This is a genomic window from Allosphingosinicella sp., from assembly GCF_046295735.1.
Lineage (GTDB): Bacteria > Pseudomonadota > Alphaproteobacteria > Sphingomonadales > Sphingomonadaceae > Allosphingosinicella.
This window is the reverse complement of the sequence record NZ_JBKBMQ010000004.1, coordinates 107,502-128,715: the sequence shown is the minus strand read 5'-3', so window position 1 is coordinate 128,715 and position 21,214 is coordinate 107,502. Positions and strand designations below refer to the sequence as shown.

Genomic DNA, 21,214 nt, shown 5'->3' with positions numbered 1-21,214 from the left:
CCGCAACCGGATCACTTATCCACAGGCGGTGAGCGGCCGGACTCCTGCGACGAGTTGAGGAACTGTTGCGAAAAACGCCCGGAACTCAGTTGGTTGGCATTTGTTCCGCGGCGGCGGGACGATTGATCCCGGAGACGAGCCGAACGAAGGCGCTGGACACCCAGCCCGATTCGCACGGACCTTCGTAATCGCGCCGCGCGGTGACGGGGGCGGAAACGCCGCAGGCCGGGCTTGCCGTGCCGCCTTCGGCATAGACGATGCCGAGCCAGCGCTGGTCGTGGCTGCGCGAGCAGATGAAGAATTCGGCGTCCGGCGACAGACGCGAGCGTTCCTGCGCCTCGTCATAAGGCGCGGCGCGGACCGGCAGCGTCTCGCCGGCGGACAGGTTGCGGGTGCGGCCGTGGGTGTTGCAGGCGGCGAAGCTCGGCCCCAGCTCGCCGATCCGCACCGGCACCTCGGTCTCGCCGAGCACCGACCGGCTCTCCTGCGGCCGCTCGTAGCGGGGCGTGGTCGAGCCCTGGGCGCCGCCGCCGTCCGGCGCGCTGGAATCGCCGCAGCCGGCGAGAAGCAGGGCGGCGGGCGCGAACGCCACGGCAACGGCTTTCCAATCCATGCCGACCGCCTTAACCGCTGAACCGGCGCTTTTGAACCCGCGGGAGGCGGAAATGGCCTATTGGCTGATGAAGTCCGAACCCGGCAGCTATGGCTGGGACGATCTGGTCCGCGACGGGACGACATGGTGGGACGGCGTGCGCAACAATGCCGCGCGCCTGCACCTCAGGGCCATGGCGGAGGGCGACGAGGCCCTGTTCTACCATAGCGGCGCCGACCGGGCCGCGGTCGGCATCGCGCGGATCACCGGCCCGGGCGCGCCGGACGGCCCGGACGGCGCATGGGTGAAGGTGCCCGTCGCGCCGCTCCGCCCCCTTCCCCGGCCGGTGACGCTCGCCGAGATGAAGGCCGAGCCCGCGCTCGCGGACATGGCCCTTCTCAAACAGTCCCGCCTGTCGGTCTCTCCCGTCCGCCCCGAGGAGTGGCGAGCCATCCTCGCCCTCGCCGGCCGACCGGGCACTTGATCGGCGGCGGCGGTTCCGCCAGCGTCGGGGCCGGGCAGGAGCGAACCCAGCGATGTGCAACCTCTATCGCCACCGCGGCAAGGACGAGCAGATGGCGCTGGTCGCCCGCGCCATGGCCGGCGTGCCGGAGCGCGAGGTGCCCGAGCTCGTCTATCCCAAATATGACGCCTTCGTGATCCGCCGCGAGGCGGGCGAGCGGGTGCTCGACTGCATGAGCTGGGGAATCATCGCGACCGTGAAGGGGAAGAGCGGCAAGCTTCTCCAGAAGCCGGTGACCAACGTGCGCAATCTCCAGAGCCCGTTCTGGCGGTCGACCATCGCGAAGCCGGAGCAGCGCTGCCTGGTCCCCTTCACCGCCTTCGCCGAGCCCAAGCCGGGCAAGGACGAGGCTGGCCGCCCCGCCCAGCACTGGTTCACCGTCCCGTCGGCGCCGATAAGCTGCTTCGCCGGCATCTGGCGCTGGAGCGAGGGCAAGCCCCGCTTCGCCTTCCTCACCTGCGAACCCAATCCGCTGGTCGCGCCGCTGCACGAAAAGGCGATGCCGGTGATCCTTGCGCCGGAGGATTACGACCGCTGGCTGATCGGCGAGGCCGAGGAGGTGTGCGCCCTCGCCCAGCCCTTCCCGAGCCAGCTGATGGCGGTCGGCTGAGGCGCGGGGCGTCCGGCCGCTGGCCTATCCGCTCTTCCCGACGAGCAGCCGCAGCGGGCCGTCGAAGAAGGGCTGGCGGCGCAGATGGCCCCATGTCGCGTCCCAGCGGCCGCTGGCGAGGTCGCGCGCCAGATGCGCCTCGAACCGCGCCACCGCCGCCGCCGGCACCAGGCTCCAGCTCGAACAGGCGAGCCGCGCCTCCGGATCGAGCAGCGCTTCGGGGCGGCCGTAATAGGCCTCGTTGAAGCCGTCGCGGCAGTCGAGCGGGACGGGCACCTCGCGCACCTCGTGCGGTCCCAGAGCGGCGGCGATGCGGGCGAGCGGCGGGAAGCGGCGCGCCTCGATCGCCCGCACTTCGGGGATATAGTCGTTCAGCCAATAATCCCGCATCAAGTCGGGGTCGCAGACCAGCAGCACGACCGGTCCGCGGGTCACGCGCCGCATCTCGGCCAGCCCCTTCTCCAGGTCGCGCCATTGATGGACGGTGACGATCGCCATCGCGGCGTCGAAGCGCGCGTCGGCGAAGGGCAGATCCTCCGCCACCGCGTCGATCGCGGCGGACAGATGCGCGGGACGCTGCGCCCGCATCGCCGCCGAGGGCTCCACCGCCGTCACCGCCCGGCCGGCGGGCTCGTAGGAGCCGGTTCCCGCCCCGACGTTGAGCACGGTCCGCGCTTCGCCCAGCGCCTCCTCGATCCGCGCCGCGATGAAGGGATCGGGCCGGCGGTAGCGCGCATAATTGCGGCCGATCTCGCCATAATCGACGTCGCCCGCGCTTCCGTCGCTGTGGCGCTCTCCGCTCACGGCCGGTTCCCCATGCCCGATGCCTAACGCCGTGAAGGTGGCGCAACCGCCGGCTCGCCGCAAGCGGCCCCGGCCGCTCTCCCCTTCCGGCCGGTCAGGCGGCTTCGGGGAGGTGGAGATAGTCGCTGGTGAAATCGCCCGCGTCGGCGAGCCGGTCCCAGTCGCGGATGAAGACCGAGCGCTTGGCGCGCCGGGTGAAGCCGTCGCGATCGAGCCCCTTCAGCGTGCGGTTCACATGGACCGCGGTGAGGCCGAGCGCGTCGGCGAGCTGTTCCTGCGTCATCGGCAGCTCATATTCGCAGATGCGCCCGAGCCCGGCCGCTTCCAGCCGCACGCCGAATTCGCACAGGAAATGCGCCATGCGGGTGCGCGCGTCGCGGCGGCCGACATTGGTCGTCCATTCGCGGTGGATCGAGCCGTCGACCAGCGTGTCGTACCACAAGGCCATCCCCACCGCCGGGCGGCCGAAGGCGATCTCGCGGATCGCCTCGCGCGGGATCTGCGCGATCCGCACGGGGCCGAGCGCCTGGATATTGTGATCGGCGGTGCGCAGCAGCGCGTTCTGCAGATCGATGAGGTCGCCGGCCATGTGGACGGCGAGGATCTGCCGCCCGCCGTCGCCGACCACCTTGTGCCGATAGGCGTAGCCGGAGACGAGCAGGCAGCAATGTTCCGCCCGGTCGCCCTCGCGCACGACATGGCTCGCCGGGCCGAGCGCGCGGACGATGTGCGGCAGCTCGAGCAAGGCGTGCCGGTCCTCGTCGGCGAGCGCCCCCCACAGGCTGAGCTTGCGCAGCATCGGCGCGAGCGGATGGGAATCGGGTGGGGACAGCATCGCACGCTCCTCATGAACATCGGCGGGAGCGCGGGGGTCTCACAGTCACTGAGAGGCCAAGACTACGGCTCAATGATGGCCCCGCCTTACCACAGATTGGGTCCGTCTCTCTTAACCTGGGATAAGATGGCGGCGGGTTCGGGCGGGGCGGCTGCCGCGAAAGGTCCCAATGTTCGCACTGGCCATGGGCGCCGGGCGGCGGGGCCGGACGGGGTTTCGCGCGGAGGCGCGGAGGCAAGGGGAGAGGCGCTTGAGGGGCATTAGGCAAGGCTCCCGAGTCGGGCGGATGCGGACGATCCTGCTCCGGGCGAGGGGCTGTAGGACAGGGGCAATGTTCCCGAGCGCGGCGACGCCGGCGTGAAGCGCCGCCGGAGCAGCGCGAAGAGAGAATATGCGCCGGCCAGCCTGCGCCCGAAGGGCGACAGGACTGACGTCACGAATTCAGTTCGTGACGGCCCTGCGTCCCGCCGCAGCCATGACCCGCCTTTCCCTCCTCATTCCGGTGCGCCCGCCGCGGACCAGCCGAGCTGCACGGAGACGAAATAATCTTCCATCGCATCGCGCCCTTTGTCGGTGAGCGACAGATGAGAGCCGCCGCCCGCGACCAGGTGCGGGTCGCGCTGGACGAGCCCCTCGCTCACGAGGCGGTCGATCCAGCGCAGCGCCGTGGTCGGCGGCACGCGCGCTTCGGCGGTGAGCCGCGCGACCCGCGCCGGCCGCTCTTCCAGCTGCGCGCGGAACAGTTCCAGCAGCAAGCTCCAGCCCGGATGGACGAGGTCCGTTCCGAAGGCGGTCGAGCGGGCGTGGCGGGCGGCAAGGAGCGCGCGCAGCTGCGTCGCCGTGATGGGGGGCAAGGCCTCCTCCTCCCGCCGCCGCGCTTCCTCATCGGCATAAGCGGCGAGCCGCGCCGAGGCCGACGCAAGCTCGCGGCTGAGGTCGTGGAGGAAGGACCGCTCGGTCGGGTTTCCGCCATTCGCCACCCAGCCTCGCTCCCCCCATCGGGCCGCCGCGCAACCCGCCCCGGACCGGCCGAACTGCACGAAAAGCGGGGATTCAGCTCGCCGCCCCACATATTATAGTTGATAAACTCTTTCGCGCCGGATGGCCATCTCTTTGCGCATGGACATGCGCAAGCTGGTCGGCCGCAACGCCGCGCGCCTTCGCAAGGAGGCCGGTCTGACGCAGGAACAGCTCGCCGAACGCTGCGGCCTCAGCCAACAATATCTGAGCAAGCTGGAGAAGGGGGAGCGCAACCCAACCGTGGTGACGCTCCACGAGATCGCGCAGGGGCTGGGGGTTAGCCATGTGGAGCTGGTGCGGGTGGAGTGATGGGGCGAGGAGCGCGAGAGATCCTTGGACACGAGGGGAGAGCGCAGCCAAGCGTGAGCGGAACCATTTCAGTCAAGCTTCAAATTCAATTCTGCCTAAGGCGTATACTTAATGGGGAGCAGCCGTTGGCAGGATGATCACGCAACGGGTTCCGGCCGGATTGCCTCTCCCCGAACCAACACCGACGGGGGTCCCGACCCCCGAACCAACACCGACGGGGGTCCCGACCCCCGAACCAACACCGACGGGGGTCCCGATCCCCGAACCAACACCGACGGGGGTCCCGACTTCTGAGCCAATACTGCCCTGGGTTCCAATCTCTGAACCCCCTATAGTCGAATTCCCCGGGGCGGAACGCTCGGTCCGAGCGGGGTTACTGACAGACGGAACTCGACCAGGGTTGGTGACTGGCGGCACCCGAGCAGTTCCTCCGGCTGTCATGCCACCAGCAGTTCCACCCGCGGCAGTACCACCAGCAGTTCCACCCGCTGCCACACCGCTAGCAGTTCCACCCGCCCCGGTTCCTGCGAGAGGGCCTCGCGCTTTCGACTCGTCAGCTGGATCTGCTCCCTGCGAGAATGAAGGAGGTTCGGTCCGGGGCCGCCCAACCGGTTCGCTTATATAAGGCGTGCCGATCGGGCTGCCACCTGAAGCGCTGCCAATCTCGCCTGAATTACCTGATCCTCGCTCCCACACCAATCCTGAGGAATTCACGGCCCGGACTTGCGCTCCACCACGTGTATCTGAGTCGTGCGGCAGAATGGTCACAAATTGTGGATTTGCTGGAGGACCTCCATCAACGAGGTCGGCAACCCGCCCAAGAAACCCAGTTACTGGCCTGTATCTTTCACGAAGATACGCTCGCTCCTCTTCATTAAGCTCGCCCCAGCAGTCGCCGGCGTCGAGGCGAACCCCCTCCCCGTTCCGGGAAGGAGTTTGGAAGGCTCCGCGCCGTAACGTGGCCTTTGGCTCCCGGGGCCTGACCTGATCCCACCTTGCGAAATGAGACGTTCGTGACTACATCATGTAGCCACAAGGAGGCAGTATGGCCGCCACGCATCGACAGATCGGGGTTCGGGAGCTTCGCGGGAAGCTGAGCGAGGTGCTGCGTCAGGCGGAGGCCGGCGCGGCGTTCGTGGTGGTGTCGCGGGGGCGGCCGATCGCGGAGCTAAAGGGCATCGCGCCCGCAGGGGCCGCCTTCCGTGAGCCGGGGGCGCTGGCCGGCAAGATCTGGATCGGCGAGGATTTCGACGCGCTTCCCGACGACATGCTCGACGCGATCGAGCAGGAGCCCGCTTGAAGCTGCTGCTCGACACCCACGCCTTGCTGTGGTGGCTGGCCGACGACGCGCGGCTCGGCCCGGCGGCGCGGCGGCACATCGGGGACGCCGGCAACCGGGTGCTCGTCAGCCACGTCTCGCTGTGGGAGACGGCGATCAAGATCGGCATCGGGAAGCTGCGGCTCGACATCGGAGCGGCGCTGGCGGCGATCCGTGAAAGGGGGCTGGAGGAACTCGGCCTCGAACCCGCGCATCTGACGACCCTCGCCGCGCTCGAACGGCATCACCGCGACCCTTTCGACCATATGCTGATCGCCCAGGCGATCGTCGAAGGGGCGACGTTGATGAGCGAGGATGCGCGGATGGGGGAGTATCCGGTGGCGGTCTTGCGCTGCGGCTGAGCGCCGGGCGGGCTTCGCGGCTTTGCGCCTTCGCGTGAACCAAGCCTTCCGCGCCTTCGGCGCGGCCCCTCCACCAGCCTGCGGCTGGTCCCCCTCCCCTCGTGATCGAGGGGAGGATTTTTGCAGCTCTGCGTCTCTGCGCCTCTGCGTGAACCCCCAAGCGCCACACGCCGTCACGAACTGAATTCGTGACGTCGGACGAGTTCGTGCGGCTTAAGGCCGCACGCCTCGCCGGCCGGCCTTCGCCGTCTCTCGCGCTGCTTCGGCGGCCTTTCAGGCCGGCGGCGCTGCGCTCGGCGGCTCCGGCTTACGCGGCTTCGCTCTTGCGGCTTTGCCTCTTCCGCTCGTGGGGGTCCAGCCACCGCTTGCGAATGCGAATGACCTTCGGCGTCACTTCGACCAGTTCGTCGTCCTGGATGTAGGCGATGGCCTGTTCCAGCGTCATGCGGCGGGGCGGGGTGAGGCGGATGCCTTCGTCCTTGCCGCTGGCGCGGAAGTTGGTGAGCTGCTTGGACTTCAGGGGATTGACCTCGAGGTCCTGGGGCTTGGCGTTCTCGCCGATCACCATGCCTTCGTAGAGCGCCTCGCCGGGCGAGATGAACAAGACGCCGCGCTCTTCCAGCGCATTGAGGGCATAGGCCACCGCCTCGCCTTTCTCCATCGAGATGAGGACGCCGTTCTGCCGGCCCTGGATCGGGCCCTTGTACGGCCCGTATTTCTCGAACAGGCGGTTCATGATGCCGGTGCCGCGCGTGTCGGACAGGAACTCGCCATGATAGCCGATGAGGCCGCGGCTCGGGGCGGAGAAGGTGAGGCGGGTCTTGCCGCCGCCCGAGGGGCGCATGTCGGTCATCTCCGCCTTGCGCTGCGCCATCTTCTCGACGACCGTGCCCGAATGCTCGTCGTCGACGTCGACGACCACCGTCTCATAGGGCTCCTCGCGGCCCGAGGGGCCGTCGCGGAACAGGACGCGCGGGCGGGAGATGGAGAGCTCGAAGCCCTCGCGGCGCATGGTCTCGATGAGCACGCCCAATTGGAGCTCGCCGCGGCCGGCCACTTCGAACGCGTCCTTGTCGGCGCTTTCGGTGATGCGGATGGCGACATTGCCTTCGGCCTCGCGCTCCAGCCGCTCGCGGATGACGCGGCTCTGCACCTTGTCGCCGTCGCGGCCGGCATAGGGGCTGTCGTTGACGGCGAAGCTCATCGCCAGCGTCGGCGGATCGATCGGGCGGGCGGGCAGCGGCTCGGTCACCGCCGGATCGGCGAGCGTGTTGGACACGGTCGCCTTGGTGAGGCCGGCGATGGCGACGATGTCGCCCGCCTGGGCGCTGTCCACCGGCACCCGCTCCAGCCCGCGGAAGGCGAACACCTTGGTGGCGCGGCCGGCCTCGACCGGCTTGCCGTCGACGTCGATCGCGTGGATCGGCATGTTGACGTCGAGCCGGCCGCTCTCGATCCGGCCGGTGAGGATGCGGCCGAGGAACGGATCGCGGTCGAGCAGGGTCGCCAGCATCCGGAACGGGCCGTCGGCGTCGAGGCCGGGCGCGGGCACATGATCGACGATCTTGCGGAACAGGGGCGTCAAATCGCCCGAGCGCACATCGTCCGTCTCGCCCGCATAGCCGGCGCGGCCGGAGGCGTAGAGGACGGGGAAATCGAGCTGCTCGTCATTGGCCTCGAGGCTGAGGAACAGCTCGAAACATTCGTCCAGCACTTCGGCGGGGCGCGCGTCGGGGCGGTCGATCTTGTTGACGACGACGATGGGGCGAAGGCCGAGGCCGAGCGCCTTGCCGGTCACGAACTTGGTCTGCGGCATCGGCCCTTCGGCCGCGTCGACCAGCAGAATGACGCCGTCGACCATGGACAGGATGCGCTCCACCTCGGCGCCGAAATCGGCGTGGCCGGGCGTGTCGACGATGTTGATGCGGGTCTTGTCCCCGTCCGGCGCTTCCCATTCGACCGAGGTGCATTTGGCGAGGATGGTGATCCCGCGCTCTTTTTCGAGGTCGTTCGAATCCATCGCCCGCTCCTCCACGCGCTGGTTGTCGCGGAAGGTGCCGGACTGGCGGAACAGCTGGTCGACAAGGGTCGTCTTGCCGTGATCGACGTGGGCGATGATCGCCACGTTGCGAAGGCTCATCTTCGTATAACTCTCGTGCGAGGGGATTTTGTTCCGCGGCGCTATAGCCGCGCTTGTGCGGTGCAACAAGGCACTTGGCCCTTTCGCGGCGGCGGCGGCTGGGGCAGACGGGGGTCCAGGGCCGATGAACCAGCACCAACAGCGCGCGTCCGACGCGCACGATCATGTCTATCTGAGCGGGCGCGAGGAGCATAGCGAGCGGCGCACCCTGCTCGTCATCCTGCTCACCGCCGCCACCATGGTCGCGGAAATCGGCGGCGGCCTGCTGTTCGGATCGATGGCGCTGCTCGCCGACGGCTGGCACATGGCGAGCCATGTCGCGGCGCTCAGCCTCGCTTTCTTCGCCTATCGCTTCGCCCGCCGCCACCGCACCAGCCGCCGCTACAGCTGGGGCACCGGCAAGGTCGGCCCGCTCGCCGGCTATACCAGCGCGATCGTGCTCGGCATCGTCGCGCTGCTGATGGCGGGCGAATCGGTGCACCGGCTCGCCCGGCCGGTGGAGATCGACTTCGCCCCGGCGATGCTGGTCGCGGTGCTGGGCCTGATCGTGAACCTCGTCAGCGCCTGGCTGCTGTCGGGGCGCGGGCACGATCACGGGCACGGCCATTCCCACGGGCACGCCCATGGCCACGCGCACGGCCACCACCATCATCACGACCACAATCTGCGCGCCGCTTATTATCATGTGCTGGCCGACGCGCTGACCTCGCTGCTGGCGATCTTCGCGCTGTCGGCGGGCCTCTATCTCGGAGCCGCCTGGCTCGATCCGGCGATGGGGCTCGTCGGCGCGGCGGTGATCCTGTGGTGGTCGGCGGGCCTGGCGCGCGGCGCCGCCCGGGTGCTGCTCGACGAGGAAGCGGACGCGTCGGCCGCCGACCGGATCCGCGCCCGGCTGGAGGAAGGCGGCGAGGCGCGGGTCGTCGACCTCCACCTCTGGCAGGTCGGTCCCGACCACCTCGCCTTGCTCGTCTCGCTCGCCGCCGCGCGCCCGCGCCACCCGGACGCCTACAAGGCGCGGCTCGCCGGGATCGAGCGCCTGTCGCACGTCACGATCGAGGTGGTGCCGGAGGCGTGAAGCCCCCTCCCCTTGCGCGCCCGGCCGCGCTATCGGGCCGCCGTAACCCCGAGGGAGGAGACCGTCCGGTGAAGGCCACCATCTACCACAATCCCAATTGCGGCACGTCGCGCAAGACGCTGGCGATCCTGGAGGAAGCGGGCGCCGAGATCGCGGTGATCGAATATCTCAAGACGCCGCCCGCCCGCGACGAGCTGAAGCGGCTCTATGCGAAAGCGGGCATCGGCGCGCGCGAGGGGCTGCGCGCGAAGGAGCCGCTGGCGCAGGAGCTCGGCCTCACCCGCGACGACGCCGGCGAGGAGGAGATTCTCGACGCGATGACGGCGCACCCGATCCTCATCAACCGGCCGCTGGTGGAGACCGACAAGGGCGTGCGCCTGTGCCGCCCGCAGGAGGTGGTGCGCGAAATCCTGTGACGCGGCGAAGGCGGTTGACCGCGCCCGCCCGGCTCTTCAATTCCGGGCCATGGCGCTGATCGATCCCGAGCTGCTGCTGCGCGCTTACGCCATCGGCGTCTTCCCGATGTCGGACAGCCGCGACGCGGGCGAGATCTACTGGGTGGAGCCGCGCCGCCGCGCCGTCCTTCCGATCGAAGGCTTCCGCCTGTCGCGCTCGCTGCGCAAGACGCTGCGCGCCGGCCGCTTCGACGTCACCCGCGACCGCGCCTTCGCCGAGGTGCTGCGGCTCTGCGCGGGCCGCGAGGAGACGTGGATCAACGGCATCATCGAGGACAGCTTCGTCCAGCTCCACCGGCTCGGCCACGCCCATTCGATCGAATGCTGGCGCGACGGGCGGCTGGCGGGCGGCCTCTACGGCGTCAGGCTCGGCGGCGCCTTCTTCGGCGAAAGCATGTTCTCACGCGAGGCGGACGCGTCGAAGGTGGCGCTCGCCTGGCTGGTGGCGCGGCTGAAGGTCGGCGGCTTCCGGCTGCTCGACTGCCAGTTCATGACCGAACATCTGCGCAGCCTGGGCGCGGTCGAAATCCCGCAGCGGGATTATCTTCAGTTGCTCTCGTCCGCGGTCGGCTCGGATTCGGCGGCGGGCGCGGGGCTGGCGGCCGGAGCGGGGGCCGGCGCCGGGCGCGGCGTGGCGGCGGAATTCGGCGCGCTCGACCGGTTGCTGGCCGGCGCCGCCGCCGGCGCCGACGATCCGGCGTCCTCGGGATGCGTCATCGCGCAGCTCTTGGGCCAGACGTCGTAGACCGGATGCTCGACGACGTTGAGCGACGGCGATTCCTTCCACAGCCACCCCGAAAAGACGCGCTCGAACTGGCCGCCGCCCGGGCCGCGCACGTCGACCTGGACGAAGGCGCCGGTCAGCCGCTGCACCTCCCAGGGCGCGCTCGTCTCGCAGGCGCGCAGCCTCACGATAAGGTCGCCGAGCCGGGTCGCCTGGCCGGGCCGCATCTCGATGTCGCGCGAAATGCCGTTGCGCTTGTTGAGGATGCCGAGCACCGCCACCCGCTCCGCCATCGGCGTGGTGCCGGGCGCGAGTTCGGCCACGTCCTGCGGCACGTCCACCGTTTCCGGCTCGGCCTCGGCGGCGGCCTCGTTGTCGGCGGCCTGCTCGGGCGCGCCCTGCGGCGTGCAGGCGGCGAGCACAAGCATGCCCGCCGCGGCGAGAGCGGATCCGGCCCTCATGCCTCAGTCGGGCGTCCAGGCTTCATAGTCGCCGCTCGCCGCCGCGCGCTGCCCGCCCCGCTCCAGCGCGCCGGGCGGACGGTAGGCGAGCGGCGTCCCGGTGAGGTTGGGTGTCGGATCGCGCAGGAATTTGGGCGGCGGCGGCAGCGCCTCGTCCGGCACGTCGTCGATCATCCGGTGGATCCAGGCGTACCAGTCGGGCGGGATCCGGCTGGCGTCGTTCGCGCCCTTGTAGATCACCCAGCGCCGCGCCCGGTCCTTCGACTGGTAATAGACGTTGCCCAGCGCGTCGCTGCCGACCTGCGTGCCGTGGCGGCGCGTATAGAGCGTCGTGCCGAGGCTCGCGCCTTCCCACCAGGTGAACAGATTCTTGAAGAAACCCATGGCGGCGAACTAGCCCCCGCACGTGTGCCGCGCAAGTGGGCTGGGAGGGCGCCGCCGCCAGCCCCCTCGCACGGGGCAGAGGCGGAGCCGGGCATCGCCTACATGGCGTGGCCGGAGCCGGGCGCCAGGCCGAACGCGCCCAGCGTCATCCACAGCGCCATCGCGATCATCATCAGATTTTCGGTCAGCGAGACGAAGCCCAGCGGCACGTTGCTCGATCCGCCGACGCAGGCGCATTTGAGCTCGCGCCGGTCGACATAGACCGCCTTGAACACGGAAACCGCGCCCACCGTGCCGATGAACAGCGCGACCGGAACCGACAGCCAGGTGAGCGCCCCCGCCACCATCAGGAGGCCCGCCAGACCCTCGGCGAAGGGATAGACATAGCCATAGGGCACCCACCGCCGCGCCAGCAGGTCGTAATTCAGGAACATGGTCGCGAAGGTTGCGACATTCTGGAGCTTGAGCAGCGCCAGCACCACCATCGAGAAGGCGACGAACCATTCGGCGGCGCGGACGGTGATCGCCTCCCCGGTCACGGCGTAGCTGGCCGCGGCCGCCATCATCGCGGTCATCGCGAACAGCGCGATCACCGGCCGGTAGCTGGTCGCCCCCGGATCGGCGACGCGCTTGCCCAGATGGCGCCGAAGATCGTCATGGCCGCCGATGCGCCGCCCGCCGATAAAGATTTGCGGCGTGGTGGCGACGCCATGCGCCGCCTTGAACGCCTCCGTCTCCTCGCGCGTCGCGAGCAGGTGATCGGAGACGTCGTATCCGGCCCGCTTCAGCAGGTGCTTCGCCTTCAGCCCATAAGGGCAGACGTGGTTCGGCATCGCCATCCGATAGAGGTCCGCGGTCATCGCCGCGCCCGCGGCCCCGCTCGATTCCGACATGTCGCGTCTCCTTGTGCAGTCGTCGGAAATCCATATAGGTTCCGTACCATGGTACGGAGTCAAGAGGTCCGGCCGCTCACCATCTCCCGGCTGGCCGAAGCCGGCGGCGTGGGTGTGGAGACGGTCCGCTTCTATCAACGCAGGGGATTGCTGGACGTGCCGCCGCGCGCCGGCGGGATCCGGCGCTACGGTGCGGAGGACGTGCGGCGCCTGCGCTTCATCCGGCAGGCGCAGGAGGCCGGCTTCCGCCTGAGCGAGATCGCGGAGCTGCTGGCGCTCGATTCCGGCACCGACCGCGCCCGCGCCCGCGCCCTGGCGGAAGGCCGCATCGCGGCGCTCGACCGCGAGATCGCCCGGCTCGAGCGCGCCCGCGCGTCGCTGGAAAGGCTGGCGCGTGCCTGCGGCGCCGACGCCGAGGGCCCCTGCCCGATCCTCGCCTCGTTCGATGCGCCCTTTTCCCATGGGGGAGGTATGGGCTCCAAGCCCCTCTCTCCCCGGGAGAGGATACGGAGCCTTGGCGACGAAGGAGCCTAGGCGAAGTTGGTGAGGGCGGCGGTGGTGGAGGGTGATCTCGAGCGCCCGATCCCCTCACCCCAACCCTCTCCCCTTGGGAGAGGGGGTTATGGGGGCGAGGGGGCTAGATCCGTGCGGAGAAGGTGTCGCAGGCGTCGGGGTTGGCGGCATCGAAGCCGCGGCGGAGCCATTCGCGGCGCTGGGCGGAGGTGCCGTGGGTGAAGCTTTCCGGCACGACGCGGCGGCCGGCGGCGCGCTGGAGCGTGTCGTCGCCGATCGCTTCGGCGGCGCGCAGCCCTTCCTCCAGGTCGCCGGGCTCCATCGCGCCGCGCTCCAGCGCCGCCCAGACGCCGGCATAGCAATCGGCCTGCAGCTCCATCCGGACCTGCAGCGCGTTCGCTTCCGCCTGCGAGGCGCGCGCCTGCGCCTGGCGGACGTCGCGGGCGATGCCGGTGATCGTCTGGATGTGGTGGCCGACCTCATGCGCGATCACATAGGCCTGGGCGAAATCGCCGGGCGCGCCGTGGCGCCGCTCCAGCTCGCGGAAGAAGGTGGTGTCGAGATAGATGCGCCGGTCCGACGGGCAGTAGAAGGGCCCCATCGCCGCCTGCGCCGCGCCGCAGCCCGACATGCCGCGCCCGTCGTAGAAGACCAGGCGCGGCGGCTCGTAGCGCTGGCCGGCGGCCTGGAAGACTTCCGACCAGCGGTCCTCGGTCGAGGCGAGGACCTGACAGGAGAAACGGGTGACCTCGTCCTCGGCGCAGACGTCGCCGGCCGGGCGGCCGGCCTGGCGGGCCTGGTGCGGGGCGACCGCCGTCTGCTGGCCGCCGCCGCCGCCGCCGAGCAGGCCGATCGGATCGCCGAGCAGCATCGTCACCGCGAACAGGACCAGCAGGCCGCCGATCCCGAAGCGGTTCAGCACCAGCCCGAAGACCAGCCCGCCGAGCCCGCCGCCCCGGCCGCCGCCGAAGCCGCCGCCGCCGAAGCTCTGGCCGCGCTGGCTTTCGACATTGCCGCTCGTCCTGCGCCCTCCGAACCGCATGAACTCTTCTCCTCCGAACCGCGGGGGAATGTGCGGATGCGGAGGGAGGTTCCATATTCGAAGGCCGTTGCAAAGGCGTCGCGGCCGGGCGAAACAGCCGGCGTCACAATTTGAAAGGCGGTTCATGTTGCTTTCCGGCAAAACGGCACTCGTTACCGGCTCCACCTCCGGCATCGGCCTCGCCATCGCCCGGGCGTTCGCGGCGGAAGGCGCGCGGGTCGTCCTGAACGGCTTCGGCGCGGAGGAGGAGATCGCGCGGCTTTCGGACGAGCTCGGCGCGCGCCACATCGGCGCGGACCTCACCGATCCGTCCGCGATCGCGGCGATGATGGAGGAAGCCGGCGAGATCGACATCCTGGTCAACAATGCCGGCATGCAGTTCGTCGCCCCGGTCGACCAGTTCCCGACCGACAAATGGGACCTGATCGTCGCGCTCAACCTGTCGGCGGTGTTCCACACGACCCGGCTGGCGCTGCCGGCGATGAAGGCCAGGGGCTGGGGCCGGGTGATCAACACCGCGTCGGCGCACAGCCTGGTCGCGAGCCCCAACAAGGCGCCCTATGTCGCGACCAAGCATGGCGTCGCCGGCTTCACCAAGGCGGTGGCGCTGGAAAACGCGCAGAGCGGCGTCACCGTCAACTGCATCAGCCCCGGCTATGTCTGGACGCCTCTGGTCGAGAACCAGATACCGGACACGATGAAGGCGCGCGGCCTCACCCGCGAGCAGGTTATGAACGACGTGCTGCTCGCCGCCCAACCGACCAAAAAATTCGTGACGGTCGACCAGGTGGCGGCGCTCGCTCTGTTCCTGTGCCGCGACGAGGCGGCGGCGATCACCGGCGCCAACCTGTCGATGGACGGCGGCTGGACGGCGCAATAGGCGCGGGGGCCGGGCTACATGGAGCCGTAATAGGTGCGCGACAGCGGGAGCTCCATGACGCGGCCGACGTGTTCAAGCGCCTCCCGGACGGCCGGTCGCTCGCGAACCCGCATCAGCCGGTCGTCCAGCGCCTGCGCGGGCGCGACGAGCGTGCCGCCGCGATAATCCTGGAGGCCGATCACCAGCCGGTCGGCGTCGTCCCCTCCCAGGCGCCGGACGAGCAGCGCCTCCGCCGCGTCCTCGTCGCCCATGCAAAGGAGGGCGCGGGTGTGGGCGGCGCCGTTCTCCTGGGAATTTTCCGACAGCTTCGCGAGCCAGGGCGCCGCTTCGTCGCCGCGGCCGAGCTGGGCGAGCGCGCACACTCCCCCCGCCCAGATCCACATCTTGCCGAACATGCTGGCATAGCGACCCTGCGCGCCTTCCAGCACCTTCACCCGCTCCAGCGACTCGGCCGCCCGCTCCGCCTCCCAAAGGACGCTAAGGTGGTTGATGAAGAGGTTGATCAGATAGGGATGCGCCGCCGGATCGAGGACGGTGAGACGGCCCATCAGATCCGCGGCTTCGCTTGCCCGGCCGAGATCGGAGAGGGCGTAGGCCGCCTCGTTCACCAGCCACATGCCTTTTTCCGACTCGCGGGCCATGGCCGCCGGATCGGACAGGCGCGGCTCGACCAGCCCGAACGCCTCCGCGCTGCGGCCGGCGCGGCGCAGATATTGCACGCGTTCGAGCAGGACGGCGGGATCGTCAGGCTGGCGGGCCAGGGCGGCCGCGGTCGTCCGGTCGCTATCGGCCAGCGCCGCCTGCAGTCGCGCGGCGGGATCGGCGCCGAGCCCCAGCGCTTCATATTTGCGCAGCACCACCAGTTCGAGCACCGAGCGGACCGAGCGGATGCCGTCGGCGATCGGCGCGAGGCCGGCGAGATCGCCCCGCTCCGTCCGCGCGCGCACCACCGCCATGCGCATCGAATCGCGCGAATCGGCATCGGACTCGCCCGGCCAGCCGGCGGCGACCAGCGCCTCCGCCATGGCGAGCTGCTGATCCCGTTTCTCCTCGCGGGTCAGCCCACGATAGATGTCCCACACGGCTTCCGGGTTGAAGATCTCGAACAGGATCGCGCGTTCGTCCTCGGCCCGCACCGCCGCCAGCGCGGCGACGATCACCGCCGCCATCCGCTCGCGGCTCTCCGCTTCCGCCGCGGCGATCCAGACCTCCCAATAATCGGAGGCCTCATCGGTGCCGGTCGCCAGCAGCCGCTCGGAGACGCGGCGTGCCTCCTCGTGCCGCCCCAGCGTGACATAAGCGAGGATCTCGATCCGAAGGAATGCGATTTCCACCCCCGCATCGGACGGGATCGTGCGGGCGAGGCGGATGTGGCGCAGCGTCGCTTCGGCATAGGCCCGGTCGCGGCCCAGGCGCTCCTCGTCGAGCTCGGCGAGCGCGCCCAGCGCCCGCTCCACCTCGTTGCCGCTCGGCTTGGCGCCGCCGGCGCGGGCGGCGGCGGGCTTGCCCGGCTCGGTCTTGGCGAGCGCCGGTCCGCCGGACCAGGCGAGCGCGAGCATGACGGCCGCGCCCGCGAAAAGCTTCTTCTTCATCCTTCCCCCCTTGCGATTTCCCAAAGGCTTAACCGATCCGCGGCGGCTTTCAACCGGGCTTCGACTTTCGCTCTCGCCTTTCCCGGCACGGTCGCTAGAGTGCCGCGCCGATGTCGCGTTCCCTGATCGTTTCCGCCTGCGCGGTCCTGCTCGTCTCGCTCCCCGGGTGCGGGGTGGTGCGCGAGGCGGCCAACCAGCCCGTGCTGCAGCCCACCGTCGACTGGCGCAACGTCGCGACGCCCAACGACCGCCGGCGCCTGCGCGAATGGCGCAGCGCCTGGGTGGAGGGGCTGGCGCTCGCCGCCGCGGCCGGCCACCAGGCGGAGATCGCGCGCGAGGGCACGCTCCTCCATCCCGACGCCGCGCAGATGCGGGCGCTGCCGCCGCCCGGCGACTATCGCTGCCGCACGATCAAGATCGGCGGCCAGTCGCCCGGCATGCTCGACTATCTCGCCTATCAGCCCTTCGCCTGCCGGATCACGCTGGAGGAAGGGCTGCTGAGCTTCGCCAAGGTGAGCGGATCGCAGCGGCCGGTCGGCCTGCTGTTCGAGGATACGGACCGGCGGATGGTGTTCCTGGGCACGCTGCAGCTCGGCGACGAGCGGCGCGCGCTGCAATATGGCCGCGACCGGGAGCGGGACATGGCGGGCGTGCTGGAGCGGGTCGACGACCGGCGCTGGCGGCTCGTCTTCCCCTACCCCCATTTCGAATCGCTGATCGACGTGCTGGAGCTCGTACCCGCCAGCAGCTGAAAGGACCGCCGATGACGAAGCGCCACCTGATCGCCGCTCTGCTGGCCTGCGCCGCCTGGACCGCGCCGGCCGCCGCCGATCCGATCCGCGACGGCGTGCGGCAGGACATGCCGTCGCTGCTCGAGCTCTACCGCCACCTCCACGCCAATCCCGAGCTCAGCCTGCAGGAGGAGCGGACCGCGGCGCGCATGGCGCAGGAGGTGCGGCGATTGGGCTTCCGGGTGACGACCGGCGTCGGCGGGCACGGCGTCGTCGCGGTGATGGAGAACGGGCCGGGGCCGGTCGTGCTGCTGCGCGCCGACATGGACGGCCTGCCGGTCGAGGAGCAGACCGGCCTTCCCTTCGCCAGCCGCGTGCGCGCGACCTCCACCGCCGGCACCGAGAGCGGGGTGATGCACGCCTGCGCCCACGACACCCACATGGCGGCCTGGGTCGGCGCGGCCCGGCGGCTGGCGGCGATGAAGGACCGCTGGTCCGGCACGCTGGTGATGATCGCCCAGCCGGCCGAGGAGATCGGCGTCGGCGCGCGGGCGATGCTGGAAGACGGGCTCTACACCCGCTTCCCCAAGCCCACCCACGCCATTTCCTTCCACAACTCGGCGACACTGCCGGCCGGCCAGATCGGCTATTCGATCGGCCCGGCGCTCGCCAATGTCGATACGGTCGACATCCGCATCCGCGGCGTCGGCGGCCATGGCGCAGCGCCGCACACCACCCGCGACCCGGTGGTGCTCGGCGCGCGCATCGTCGGCACGCTGCAGACCCTGGTCAGCCGCGAGCTCAACCCGCTCGATCCCGCGGTGGTGACGGTCGGCAGCTTCCAGGCCGGGACCAAGCACAACATCATCTCCGACGAGGCGGTGCTGCTTCTGACCGTGCGCAGCTACACGCCCGAGACGCGGCGCCTGCTGCTCGACGGCATCCGCCGCATCGCGCGGGGCGAGGCGATCGCGGCCGGCATTCCCGACGACCGCATGCCCGAAGTGACGATCCGCGAGGGCGAATATACGCCGGCGACGCTCAACACCGAGGCGCTCACCCGCAGCAGCGCCGACCTGTTCCGCGAGCGCTTCGGCGAGGAGCGGGTGATGCAGGTGCCGCCGGTGATGGCGGGCGAGGATTTCGGCCGCTACCACCTCGCCGACCCGTCGGTCGAAAGCCTGATCTTCTGGGTGGGCGGCGTGCCGCAGGCCAAGTGGGACGAAGTCGCGGGCGACACGTCCCGCCTGCCCTCGCTCCACAGCCCCTTCTGGGCGCCGGACCCCGAGCCCACCATCGCCACCGCCGCCGAAGCGATGGTCGCCGCCGCGCTGGGGGTGTTCGGGCGGTAACCGACCGAATCCTCCCTGTCCGCGAAGCGGATGGGGAGGGGGACCAGCCGAAGGCTGGTGGAGGGGCGGCGAGCAAAGCGAGCCTGCCAGCGCCGATTGCCCCTCCACCATGCTGCGCATGGTCCCCCTCCCCATCGCCTTCGGCGACAGGGAGGATTTTCGTCTACTCTACCCAGTCGAGGCCGATGTCGCGGTAGAGGCCGCGGTCCTCCTCCCATTCGGGGCGGACCTTGACGTGGAGGAAGAGGTGAACCTTGCGGCCGAGCAGGGCGGACAGCTCCTCGCGGGCGGCGCGGCCGATTTCCTTGATGCGGGCGCCCTTGTTGCCGAGAACGATCGCCTTCTGGGTCGGGCGGCCGACCAGGATCTGCTGGTGGATGGCGACCGAGCCGTCGCGCCGTTCCTCATATTTCTCGGTCTCGACCGCGCTCGCATAAGGCAGCTCGGCGTGGAGCTGGTGATAGAGCTGCTCGCGGGTGACCTCGGCGGCCAGCATCCGGTCGGTGGCGTCGGAGACCTGGTCTTCGGGGAAGTGCCACGGCCCTTCCGGCATCCGCGCGGCGAGCGCCGCCTTGAGGTCGCCGACGCCGTCGCCGGTCGCGGCCGAGACCATGAACGTGTCCTCGAACGCCACCCGATCGTTGAGCCGGGCGGCGAGGCCGAGCAGCGCGTCCTTCTTCGCCAGATCGACCTTGTTCAGCACCAGGATCTTGGGCTCGCGCCGTTCCTTCAGCCGGTCCAGCATCTCCTCGATCCGGTCGGAAAAGCCGCGTTCGGCGTCGACCACCAGAGCGACCATGTCCGCGTCCTGCGCCCCGCCCCAGGCGGCGGCGACCATGGCCCGGTCGAGCCGGCGGCGCGGCTCGAAGATGCCGGGCGTGTCGAGCAGCAGGATCTGCGCCGCGCCCTCGATGGCGATGCCCATCAGCCGGGTGCGGGTCGTCTGCGCCTTGGGGCTGACGATCGCGACCTTCTGCCCGACCAGCGCGTTCACCAATGTCGACTTGCCCGCATTGGGCGCGCCGACCACGGCGACCAGGCCGCATTTTTCCGTCACGTCAATTTCTCCAGCAGCGCCTTGGCGGCTTCGGTTTCGGCTTCCTGCTTGTTGGTCCCTTCCGCCGTCGCCGCGCCGACGCCCCTGATCGACACTTCCACCTGGAAGGTGGGGGCATGGTGCGGGCCGGAGCGGCCCTTCAGCTCATAGACCGGCGGCTTGCGCTCGTTCGCCGCCGCCCATTCCTGCAAAGCGGACTTGGGATGCTTGGGCGCGCGGGTGCCGCGTTCCACCCGTTCCGACCAGGCGCGGCGCACGAACGCCTCCGCCGCCTCGAACCCGGCCTCCAGATAAAGGGCGCCGATCAGGGCCTCCATGATGTCGCCAAGCACATTGTCGCTGTCGCTGGCGCCGTCGTCGCGCGCCTGCTTGCCGAGCCGCATCTGCGCCCCGACGCCGAGCTCGCGCGCCACTTCCGCGCAGGCATAGCCGGAGACGAGCTCGTTGAAGCGGCGCGACAGCTTCCCTTCCGGCTCGTCCGGGAACATGCGGTAGAGCCAGGTCGCCATGGCCAGGCCGAGCACCCGGTCGCCGAGGAATTCCAGCCGCTCATAATGGTCCTGCCCCAGGCTCGCATGGGTGAGCGCCCGTTCGAACAGCGCCATGTCGCGGGGTGTGTGGCCGAGGGTCGATCGGACCCAGTCCTCGAGCTTCGTCATCAATAGGTCTGCCCCACGCGGTCCCAGCGCGCGGCCGTGACCCAGGTCCAGGGATTCAGCCATTCGGCCGAGCCGTCGGTCGAAAAGATGGTGATGAGCGCGCGGCCGACCAGATGGTCGACCGGCAGCATGCCGACGCCGCCCACGTCGAGCGGGAAGCGGCTGTCGAAACTGTCGTCGCGATTGTCGCCCATGACGAACACATGGCCCTGCGGCACCACGGTCGGCGCCATCTCGTCGCCCGGTCCCTCGCCCTGATCCAGCACGAAGTGGCTGCGGCCGCCGGGCAGCGTCTCCTGATAGCGGGCATAGGCGCAGAACTGACGTCCATCCTCGCCTTCGACGATGCGGGGCTGTTGCGGCACGGCCATGCGGCACGGGCTGTTGGGCGATCGTTCCATCAGAAAGTCTGCAACGCGGTGGCGCGCCACCGGCTCCCCGTTCAGCCACAGGGCGCCGCCGCGCATTTCCACCACGTCGCCGGGAAGGCCGATCACACGCTTCACATAATCCTCGTCACTGGGTCCGGGATAGCGGAAGACGGCGACGTCGCCCCGCTCCGGCAGCCGTTCCATGATCCGCCCCTCGAAGCGGAAGACGCCGAACGGGAAGGAATGCTGCGAAAAGCCGTAGGGCCATTTGGCGACGAACAGATAATCGCCGATCATCATCCGCGGCAGCATCGATCCCGACGGGATGCTGAACGGGGCGATCAGCAGGCTGCGCAACAGGATTGCGGCGATGAACAGGAGGATGAGGAAGCGGGACGTTTCCGCCCAGCCTTCCTTCTTCTTCGCGGGCTTCGCGGCCGGCGCGGCCGGATCGGCCGGCGCCGCGGCGCCCTTGCTGTCGCTGCTGTCCATCGGCCCCGCTTTCGCTTGGG

Annotated in this window: 24 protein-coding genes and 1 pseudogene; 12 read left to right on the top strand and 13 right to left on the bottom strand. The window is 69.9% G+C overall.

What is annotated here, in order from left to right:
- Positions 1-85: 85 nt before the first annotated feature.
- Complete coding sequence (locus ACK4K7_RS05410) at positions 86-613, bottom strand: hypothetical protein (RefSeq protein ID WP_431864206.1); 528 nt, start codon at positions 611-613, stop codon at positions 86-88.
- A 52-nt stretch (positions 614-665) separates the two neighbouring features.
- Here ACK4K7_RS05410 and ACK4K7_RS05405 point away from each other — a divergent pair, with 52 nt between their 5' ends.
- Positions 666-1,076: an EVE domain-containing protein gene (locus tag ACK4K7_RS05405; RefSeq protein WP_431864205.1), complete on the top strand. Its 411-nt coding sequence runs from the start codon at positions 666-668 to the stop codon at positions 1,074-1,076.
- Between the two features lie 52 nt (positions 1,077-1,128).
- Positions 1,129-1,725 (top strand): SOS response-associated peptidase, encoded by a 597-nt coding sequence (locus ACK4K7_RS05400; RefSeq protein WP_431864204.1) that lies wholly within the window; start codon positions 1,129-1,131, stop codon positions 1,723-1,725.
- Positions 1,726-1,749: 24 nt separating this feature from the next.
- Here the strand turns inward: ACK4K7_RS05400 and ACK4K7_RS05395 are convergent, their stop codons facing one another.
- From ACK4K7_RS05395 to ACK4K7_RS05385, 3 genes are all read right to left on the bottom strand, one after another.
- Positions 1,750-2,529, bottom strand: coding sequence for a class I SAM-dependent methyltransferase (locus ACK4K7_RS05395; protein ID WP_431864203.1), 780 nt, complete (start codon positions 2,527-2,529; stop codon positions 1,750-1,752).
- A 94-nt stretch (positions 2,530-2,623) separates the two neighbouring features.
- Entirely contained in the window at positions 2,624-3,364 is a 741-nt protein-coding gene (locus ACK4K7_RS05390; protein ID WP_431864202.1) for a Crp/Fnr family transcriptional regulator, read from the bottom strand.
- Between the two features lie 494 nt (positions 3,365-3,858).
- Positions 3,859-4,344 carry a hypothetical protein gene (locus ACK4K7_RS05385; RefSeq protein ID WP_431864201.1) on the bottom strand — a complete coding sequence of 162 codons (486 nt, stop codon included), beginning with the start codon at positions 4,342-4,344 and terminating at the stop codon, positions 3,859-3,861.
- Positions 4,345-4,465: 121 nt separating this feature from the next.
- On the opposite strand from ACK4K7_RS05385, the gene ACK4K7_RS05380 reads away from it, so the two are divergent.
- From ACK4K7_RS05380 to ACK4K7_RS05370, 3 genes are all read left to right on the top strand, one after another.
- Positions 4,466-4,693: a helix-turn-helix domain-containing protein gene (locus tag ACK4K7_RS05380; RefSeq protein WP_431864200.1), complete on the top strand. Its 228-nt coding sequence runs from the start codon at positions 4,466-4,468 to the stop codon at positions 4,691-4,693.
- A gap of 1,045 nt (positions 4,694-5,738) precedes the next feature.
- Positions 5,739-5,993: a type II toxin-antitoxin system Phd/YefM family antitoxin gene (locus ACK4K7_RS05375; protein WP_431864199.1), complete on the top strand. Its 255-nt coding sequence runs from the start codon at positions 5,739-5,741 to the stop codon at positions 5,991-5,993.
- On the top strand, positions 5,990-6,373 hold the full coding sequence (locus ACK4K7_RS05370; RefSeq protein ID WP_431864198.1) for a type II toxin-antitoxin system VapC family toxin: 384 nt from the start codon (positions 5,990-5,992) through the stop codon (positions 6,371-6,373). Before ACK4K7_RS05375 ends, ACK4K7_RS05370 begins: the two co-directional genes overlap by 4 nt.
- Before the next feature lie 307 nt (positions 6,374-6,680).
- Here ACK4K7_RS05370 and typA read toward each other — a convergent pair whose 3' ends face one another.
- On the bottom strand, positions 6,681-8,513 hold the full coding sequence (typA, locus tag ACK4K7_RS05365) for a translational GTPase TypA (protein WP_431864197.1): 1,833 nt from the start codon (positions 8,511-8,513) through the stop codon (positions 6,681-6,683).
- A gap of 124 nt (positions 8,514-8,637) precedes the next feature.
- On the opposite strand from typA, the gene dmeF reads away from it, so the two are divergent.
- From dmeF to aat, 3 genes are all read left to right on the top strand, one after another.
- On the top strand, positions 8,638-9,588 hold the full coding sequence (gene dmeF, locus ACK4K7_RS05360) for a CDF family Co(II)/Ni(II) efflux transporter DmeF (RefSeq protein ID WP_431864196.1): 951 nt from the start codon (positions 8,638-8,640) through the stop codon (positions 9,586-9,588).
- 68 nt (positions 9,589-9,656) lie between these two features.
- A complete protein-coding gene (gene arsC / locus ACK4K7_RS05355) occupies positions 9,657-10,004 on the top strand; it encodes an arsenate reductase (glutaredoxin) (RefSeq protein WP_431864195.1) in 348 nt (115 codons plus the stop codon).
- 49 nt (positions 10,005-10,053) lie between these two features.
- A complete protein-coding gene (gene aat / locus ACK4K7_RS05350; protein ID WP_431864194.1) occupies positions 10,054-10,788 on the top strand; it encodes a leucyl/phenylalanyl-tRNA--protein transferase in 735 nt (244 codons plus the stop codon).
- 35 nt (positions 10,789-10,823) lie between these two features.
- Here the strand turns inward: aat and ACK4K7_RS05345 are convergent.
- The 3 genes and pseudogenes from ACK4K7_RS05345 to ACK4K7_RS05335 all read right to left on the bottom strand — a co-directional run.
- A pseudogene (locus ACK4K7_RS05345) lies at positions 10,824-10,994 on the bottom strand (DUF2155 domain-containing protein); the annotation flags it as partial.
- Between the two features lie 237 nt (positions 10,995-11,231).
- Positions 11,232-11,612 (bottom strand): NADH:ubiquinone oxidoreductase subunit NDUFA12, encoded by a 381-nt coding sequence (locus ACK4K7_RS05340; RefSeq protein WP_431864193.1) that lies wholly within the window; start codon positions 11,610-11,612, stop codon positions 11,232-11,234.
- 98 nt (positions 11,613-11,710) lie between these two features.
- Positions 11,711-12,505, bottom strand: coding sequence for a MauE/DoxX family redox-associated membrane protein (locus ACK4K7_RS05335; RefSeq protein ID WP_431864192.1), 795 nt, complete (start codon positions 12,503-12,505; stop codon positions 11,711-11,713).
- A gap of 48 nt (positions 12,506-12,553) precedes the next feature.
- Between ACK4K7_RS05335 and ACK4K7_RS05330 the strand changes: the two genes are divergently transcribed.
- Complete coding sequence (locus tag ACK4K7_RS05330) at positions 12,554-13,039, top strand: MerR family transcriptional regulator (RefSeq protein WP_431864191.1); 486 nt, start codon at positions 12,554-12,556, stop codon at positions 13,037-13,039.
- 103 nt (positions 13,040-13,142) lie between these two features.
- Here the strand turns inward: ACK4K7_RS05330 and ypfJ are convergent, their stop codons facing one another.
- Complete coding sequence (gene ypfJ / locus ACK4K7_RS05325) at positions 13,143-14,060, bottom strand: KPN_02809 family neutral zinc metallopeptidase (RefSeq protein ID WP_431864190.1); 918 nt, start codon at positions 14,058-14,060, stop codon at positions 13,143-13,145.
- Positions 14,061-14,184: 124 nt separating this feature from the next.
- Here ypfJ and ACK4K7_RS05320 point away from each other — a divergent pair, with 124 nt between their 5' ends.
- Positions 14,185-14,940, top strand: coding sequence for a 3-hydroxybutyrate dehydrogenase (locus tag ACK4K7_RS05320; protein WP_431864189.1), 756 nt, complete (start codon positions 14,185-14,187; stop codon positions 14,938-14,940).
- Positions 14,941-14,954: 14 nt separating this feature from the next.
- Here the strand turns inward: ACK4K7_RS05320 and ACK4K7_RS05315 are convergent, their stop codons facing one another.
- Complete coding sequence (locus tag ACK4K7_RS05315; protein WP_431864188.1) at positions 14,955-16,532, bottom strand: hypothetical protein; 1,578 nt, start codon at positions 16,530-16,532, stop codon at positions 14,955-14,957.
- A gap of 110 nt (positions 16,533-16,642) precedes the next feature.
- Here ACK4K7_RS05315 and ACK4K7_RS05310 point away from each other — a divergent pair, with 110 nt between their 5' ends.
- Positions 16,643-17,284 carry a DUF4893 domain-containing protein gene (locus ACK4K7_RS05310; RefSeq protein WP_431864187.1) on the top strand — a complete coding sequence of 214 codons (642 nt, stop codon included), beginning with the start codon at positions 16,643-16,645 and terminating at the stop codon, positions 17,282-17,284.
- Positions 17,285-17,295: 11 nt separating this feature from the next.
- The gene (locus ACK4K7_RS05305) at positions 17,296-18,615 is read left to right on the top strand and encodes an amidohydrolase (protein WP_431864186.1); all 1,320 of its coding nucleotides are present in this window, start codon (positions 17,296-17,298) and stop codon (positions 18,613-18,615) included.
- A gap of 163 nt (positions 18,616-18,778) precedes the next feature.
- Here the strand turns inward: ACK4K7_RS05305 and era are convergent, their stop codons facing one another.
- From era to lepB, 3 genes are read right to left on the bottom strand one after another with little or no spacing between them, the layout of a single operon-like run.
- The gene (era, locus tag ACK4K7_RS05300; RefSeq protein ID WP_431864185.1) at positions 18,779-19,672 is read right to left on the bottom strand and encodes a GTPase Era; all 894 of its coding nucleotides are present in this window, start codon (positions 19,670-19,672) and stop codon (positions 18,779-18,781) included.
- Positions 19,669-20,331 (bottom strand): ribonuclease III, encoded by a 663-nt coding sequence (gene rnc / locus ACK4K7_RS05295; RefSeq protein ID WP_431864184.1) that lies wholly within the window; start codon positions 20,329-20,331, stop codon positions 19,669-19,671. The genes era and rnc overlap by 4 nt, the downstream gene beginning before the upstream one ends.
- On the bottom strand, positions 20,331-21,194 hold the full coding sequence (lepB, locus tag ACK4K7_RS05290) for a signal peptidase I (protein ID WP_431864183.1): 864 nt from the start codon (positions 21,192-21,194) through the stop codon (positions 20,331-20,333). The genes rnc and lepB overlap by 1 nt, the downstream gene beginning before the upstream one ends.
- Positions 21,195-21,214: the final 20 nt, after the last annotated feature.

What these genes read in the sequence shown, in the direction of transcription:
- ACK4K7_RS05410 (WP_431864206.1), bottom strand. Translation starts at nt 613, where the DNA reads ATGGATTGGAAAGCCGTTGCCGTGGCGTTCGCGCCCGCCGCCCTGCTT.
- ACK4K7_RS05405 (WP_431864205.1), top strand. Translation starts at nt 666, where the DNA reads ATGGCCTATTGGCTGATGAAGTCCGAACCCGGCAGCTATGGCTGGGAC.
- ACK4K7_RS05400 (WP_431864204.1), top strand. Translation starts at nt 1,129, where the DNA reads ATGTGCAACCTCTATCGCCACCGCGGCAAGGACGAGCAGATGGCGCTG.
- ACK4K7_RS05390 (WP_431864202.1), bottom strand. Translation starts at nt 3,364, where the DNA reads ATGCTGTCCCCACCCGATTCCCATCCGCTCGCGCCGATGCTGCGCAAG.
- ACK4K7_RS05380 (WP_431864200.1), top strand. Translation starts at nt 4,466, where the DNA reads ATGGCCATCTCTTTGCGCATGGACATGCGCAAGCTGGTCGGCCGCAAC.
- ACK4K7_RS05375 (WP_431864199.1), top strand. Translation starts at nt 5,739, where the DNA reads ATGGCCGCCACGCATCGACAGATCGGGGTTCGGGAGCTTCGCGGGAAG.
- typA (WP_431864197.1), bottom strand. Translation starts at nt 8,513, where the DNA reads ATGAGCCTTCGCAACGTGGCGATCATCGCCCACGTCGATCACGGCAAG.
- dmeF (WP_431864196.1), top strand. Translation starts at nt 8,638, where the DNA reads ATGAACCAGCACCAACAGCGCGCGTCCGACGCGCACGATCATGTCTAT.
- aat (WP_431864194.1), top strand. Translation starts at nt 10,054, where the DNA reads ATGGCGCTGATCGATCCCGAGCTGCTGCTGCGCGCTTACGCCATCGGC.
- ACK4K7_RS05340 (WP_431864193.1), bottom strand. Translation starts at nt 11,612, where the DNA reads ATGGGTTTCTTCAAGAATCTGTTCACCTGGTGGGAAGGCGCGAGCCTC.
- ACK4K7_RS05335 (WP_431864192.1), bottom strand. Translation starts at nt 12,505, where the DNA reads ATGTCGGAATCGAGCGGGGCCGCGGGCGCGGCGATGACCGCGGACCTC.
- ACK4K7_RS05330 (WP_431864191.1), top strand. Translation starts at nt 12,554, where the DNA reads ATGGTACGGAGTCAAGAGGTCCGGCCGCTCACCATCTCCCGGCTGGCC.
- ypfJ (WP_431864190.1), bottom strand. Translation starts at nt 14,060, where the DNA reads ATGCGGTTCGGAGGGCGCAGGACGAGCGGCAATGTCGAAAGCCAGCGC.
- ACK4K7_RS05320 (WP_431864189.1), top strand. Translation starts at nt 14,185, where the DNA reads ATGTTGCTTTCCGGCAAAACGGCACTCGTTACCGGCTCCACCTCCGGC.
- ACK4K7_RS05315 (WP_431864188.1), bottom strand. Translation starts at nt 16,532, where the DNA reads ATGAAGAAGAAGCTTTTCGCGGGCGCGGCCGTCATGCTCGCGCTCGCC.
- ACK4K7_RS05310 (WP_431864187.1), top strand. Translation starts at nt 16,643, where the DNA reads ATGTCGCGTTCCCTGATCGTTTCCGCCTGCGCGGTCCTGCTCGTCTCG.
- ACK4K7_RS05305 (WP_431864186.1), top strand. Translation starts at nt 17,296, where the DNA reads ATGACGAAGCGCCACCTGATCGCCGCTCTGCTGGCCTGCGCCGCCTGG.
- rnc (WP_431864184.1), bottom strand. Translation starts at nt 20,331, where the DNA reads ATGACGAAGCTCGAGGACTGGGTCCGATCGACCCTCGGCCACACACCC.
- lepB (WP_431864183.1), bottom strand. Translation starts at nt 21,194, where the DNA reads ATGGACAGCAGCGACAGCAAGGGCGCCGCGGCGCCGGCCGATCCGGCC.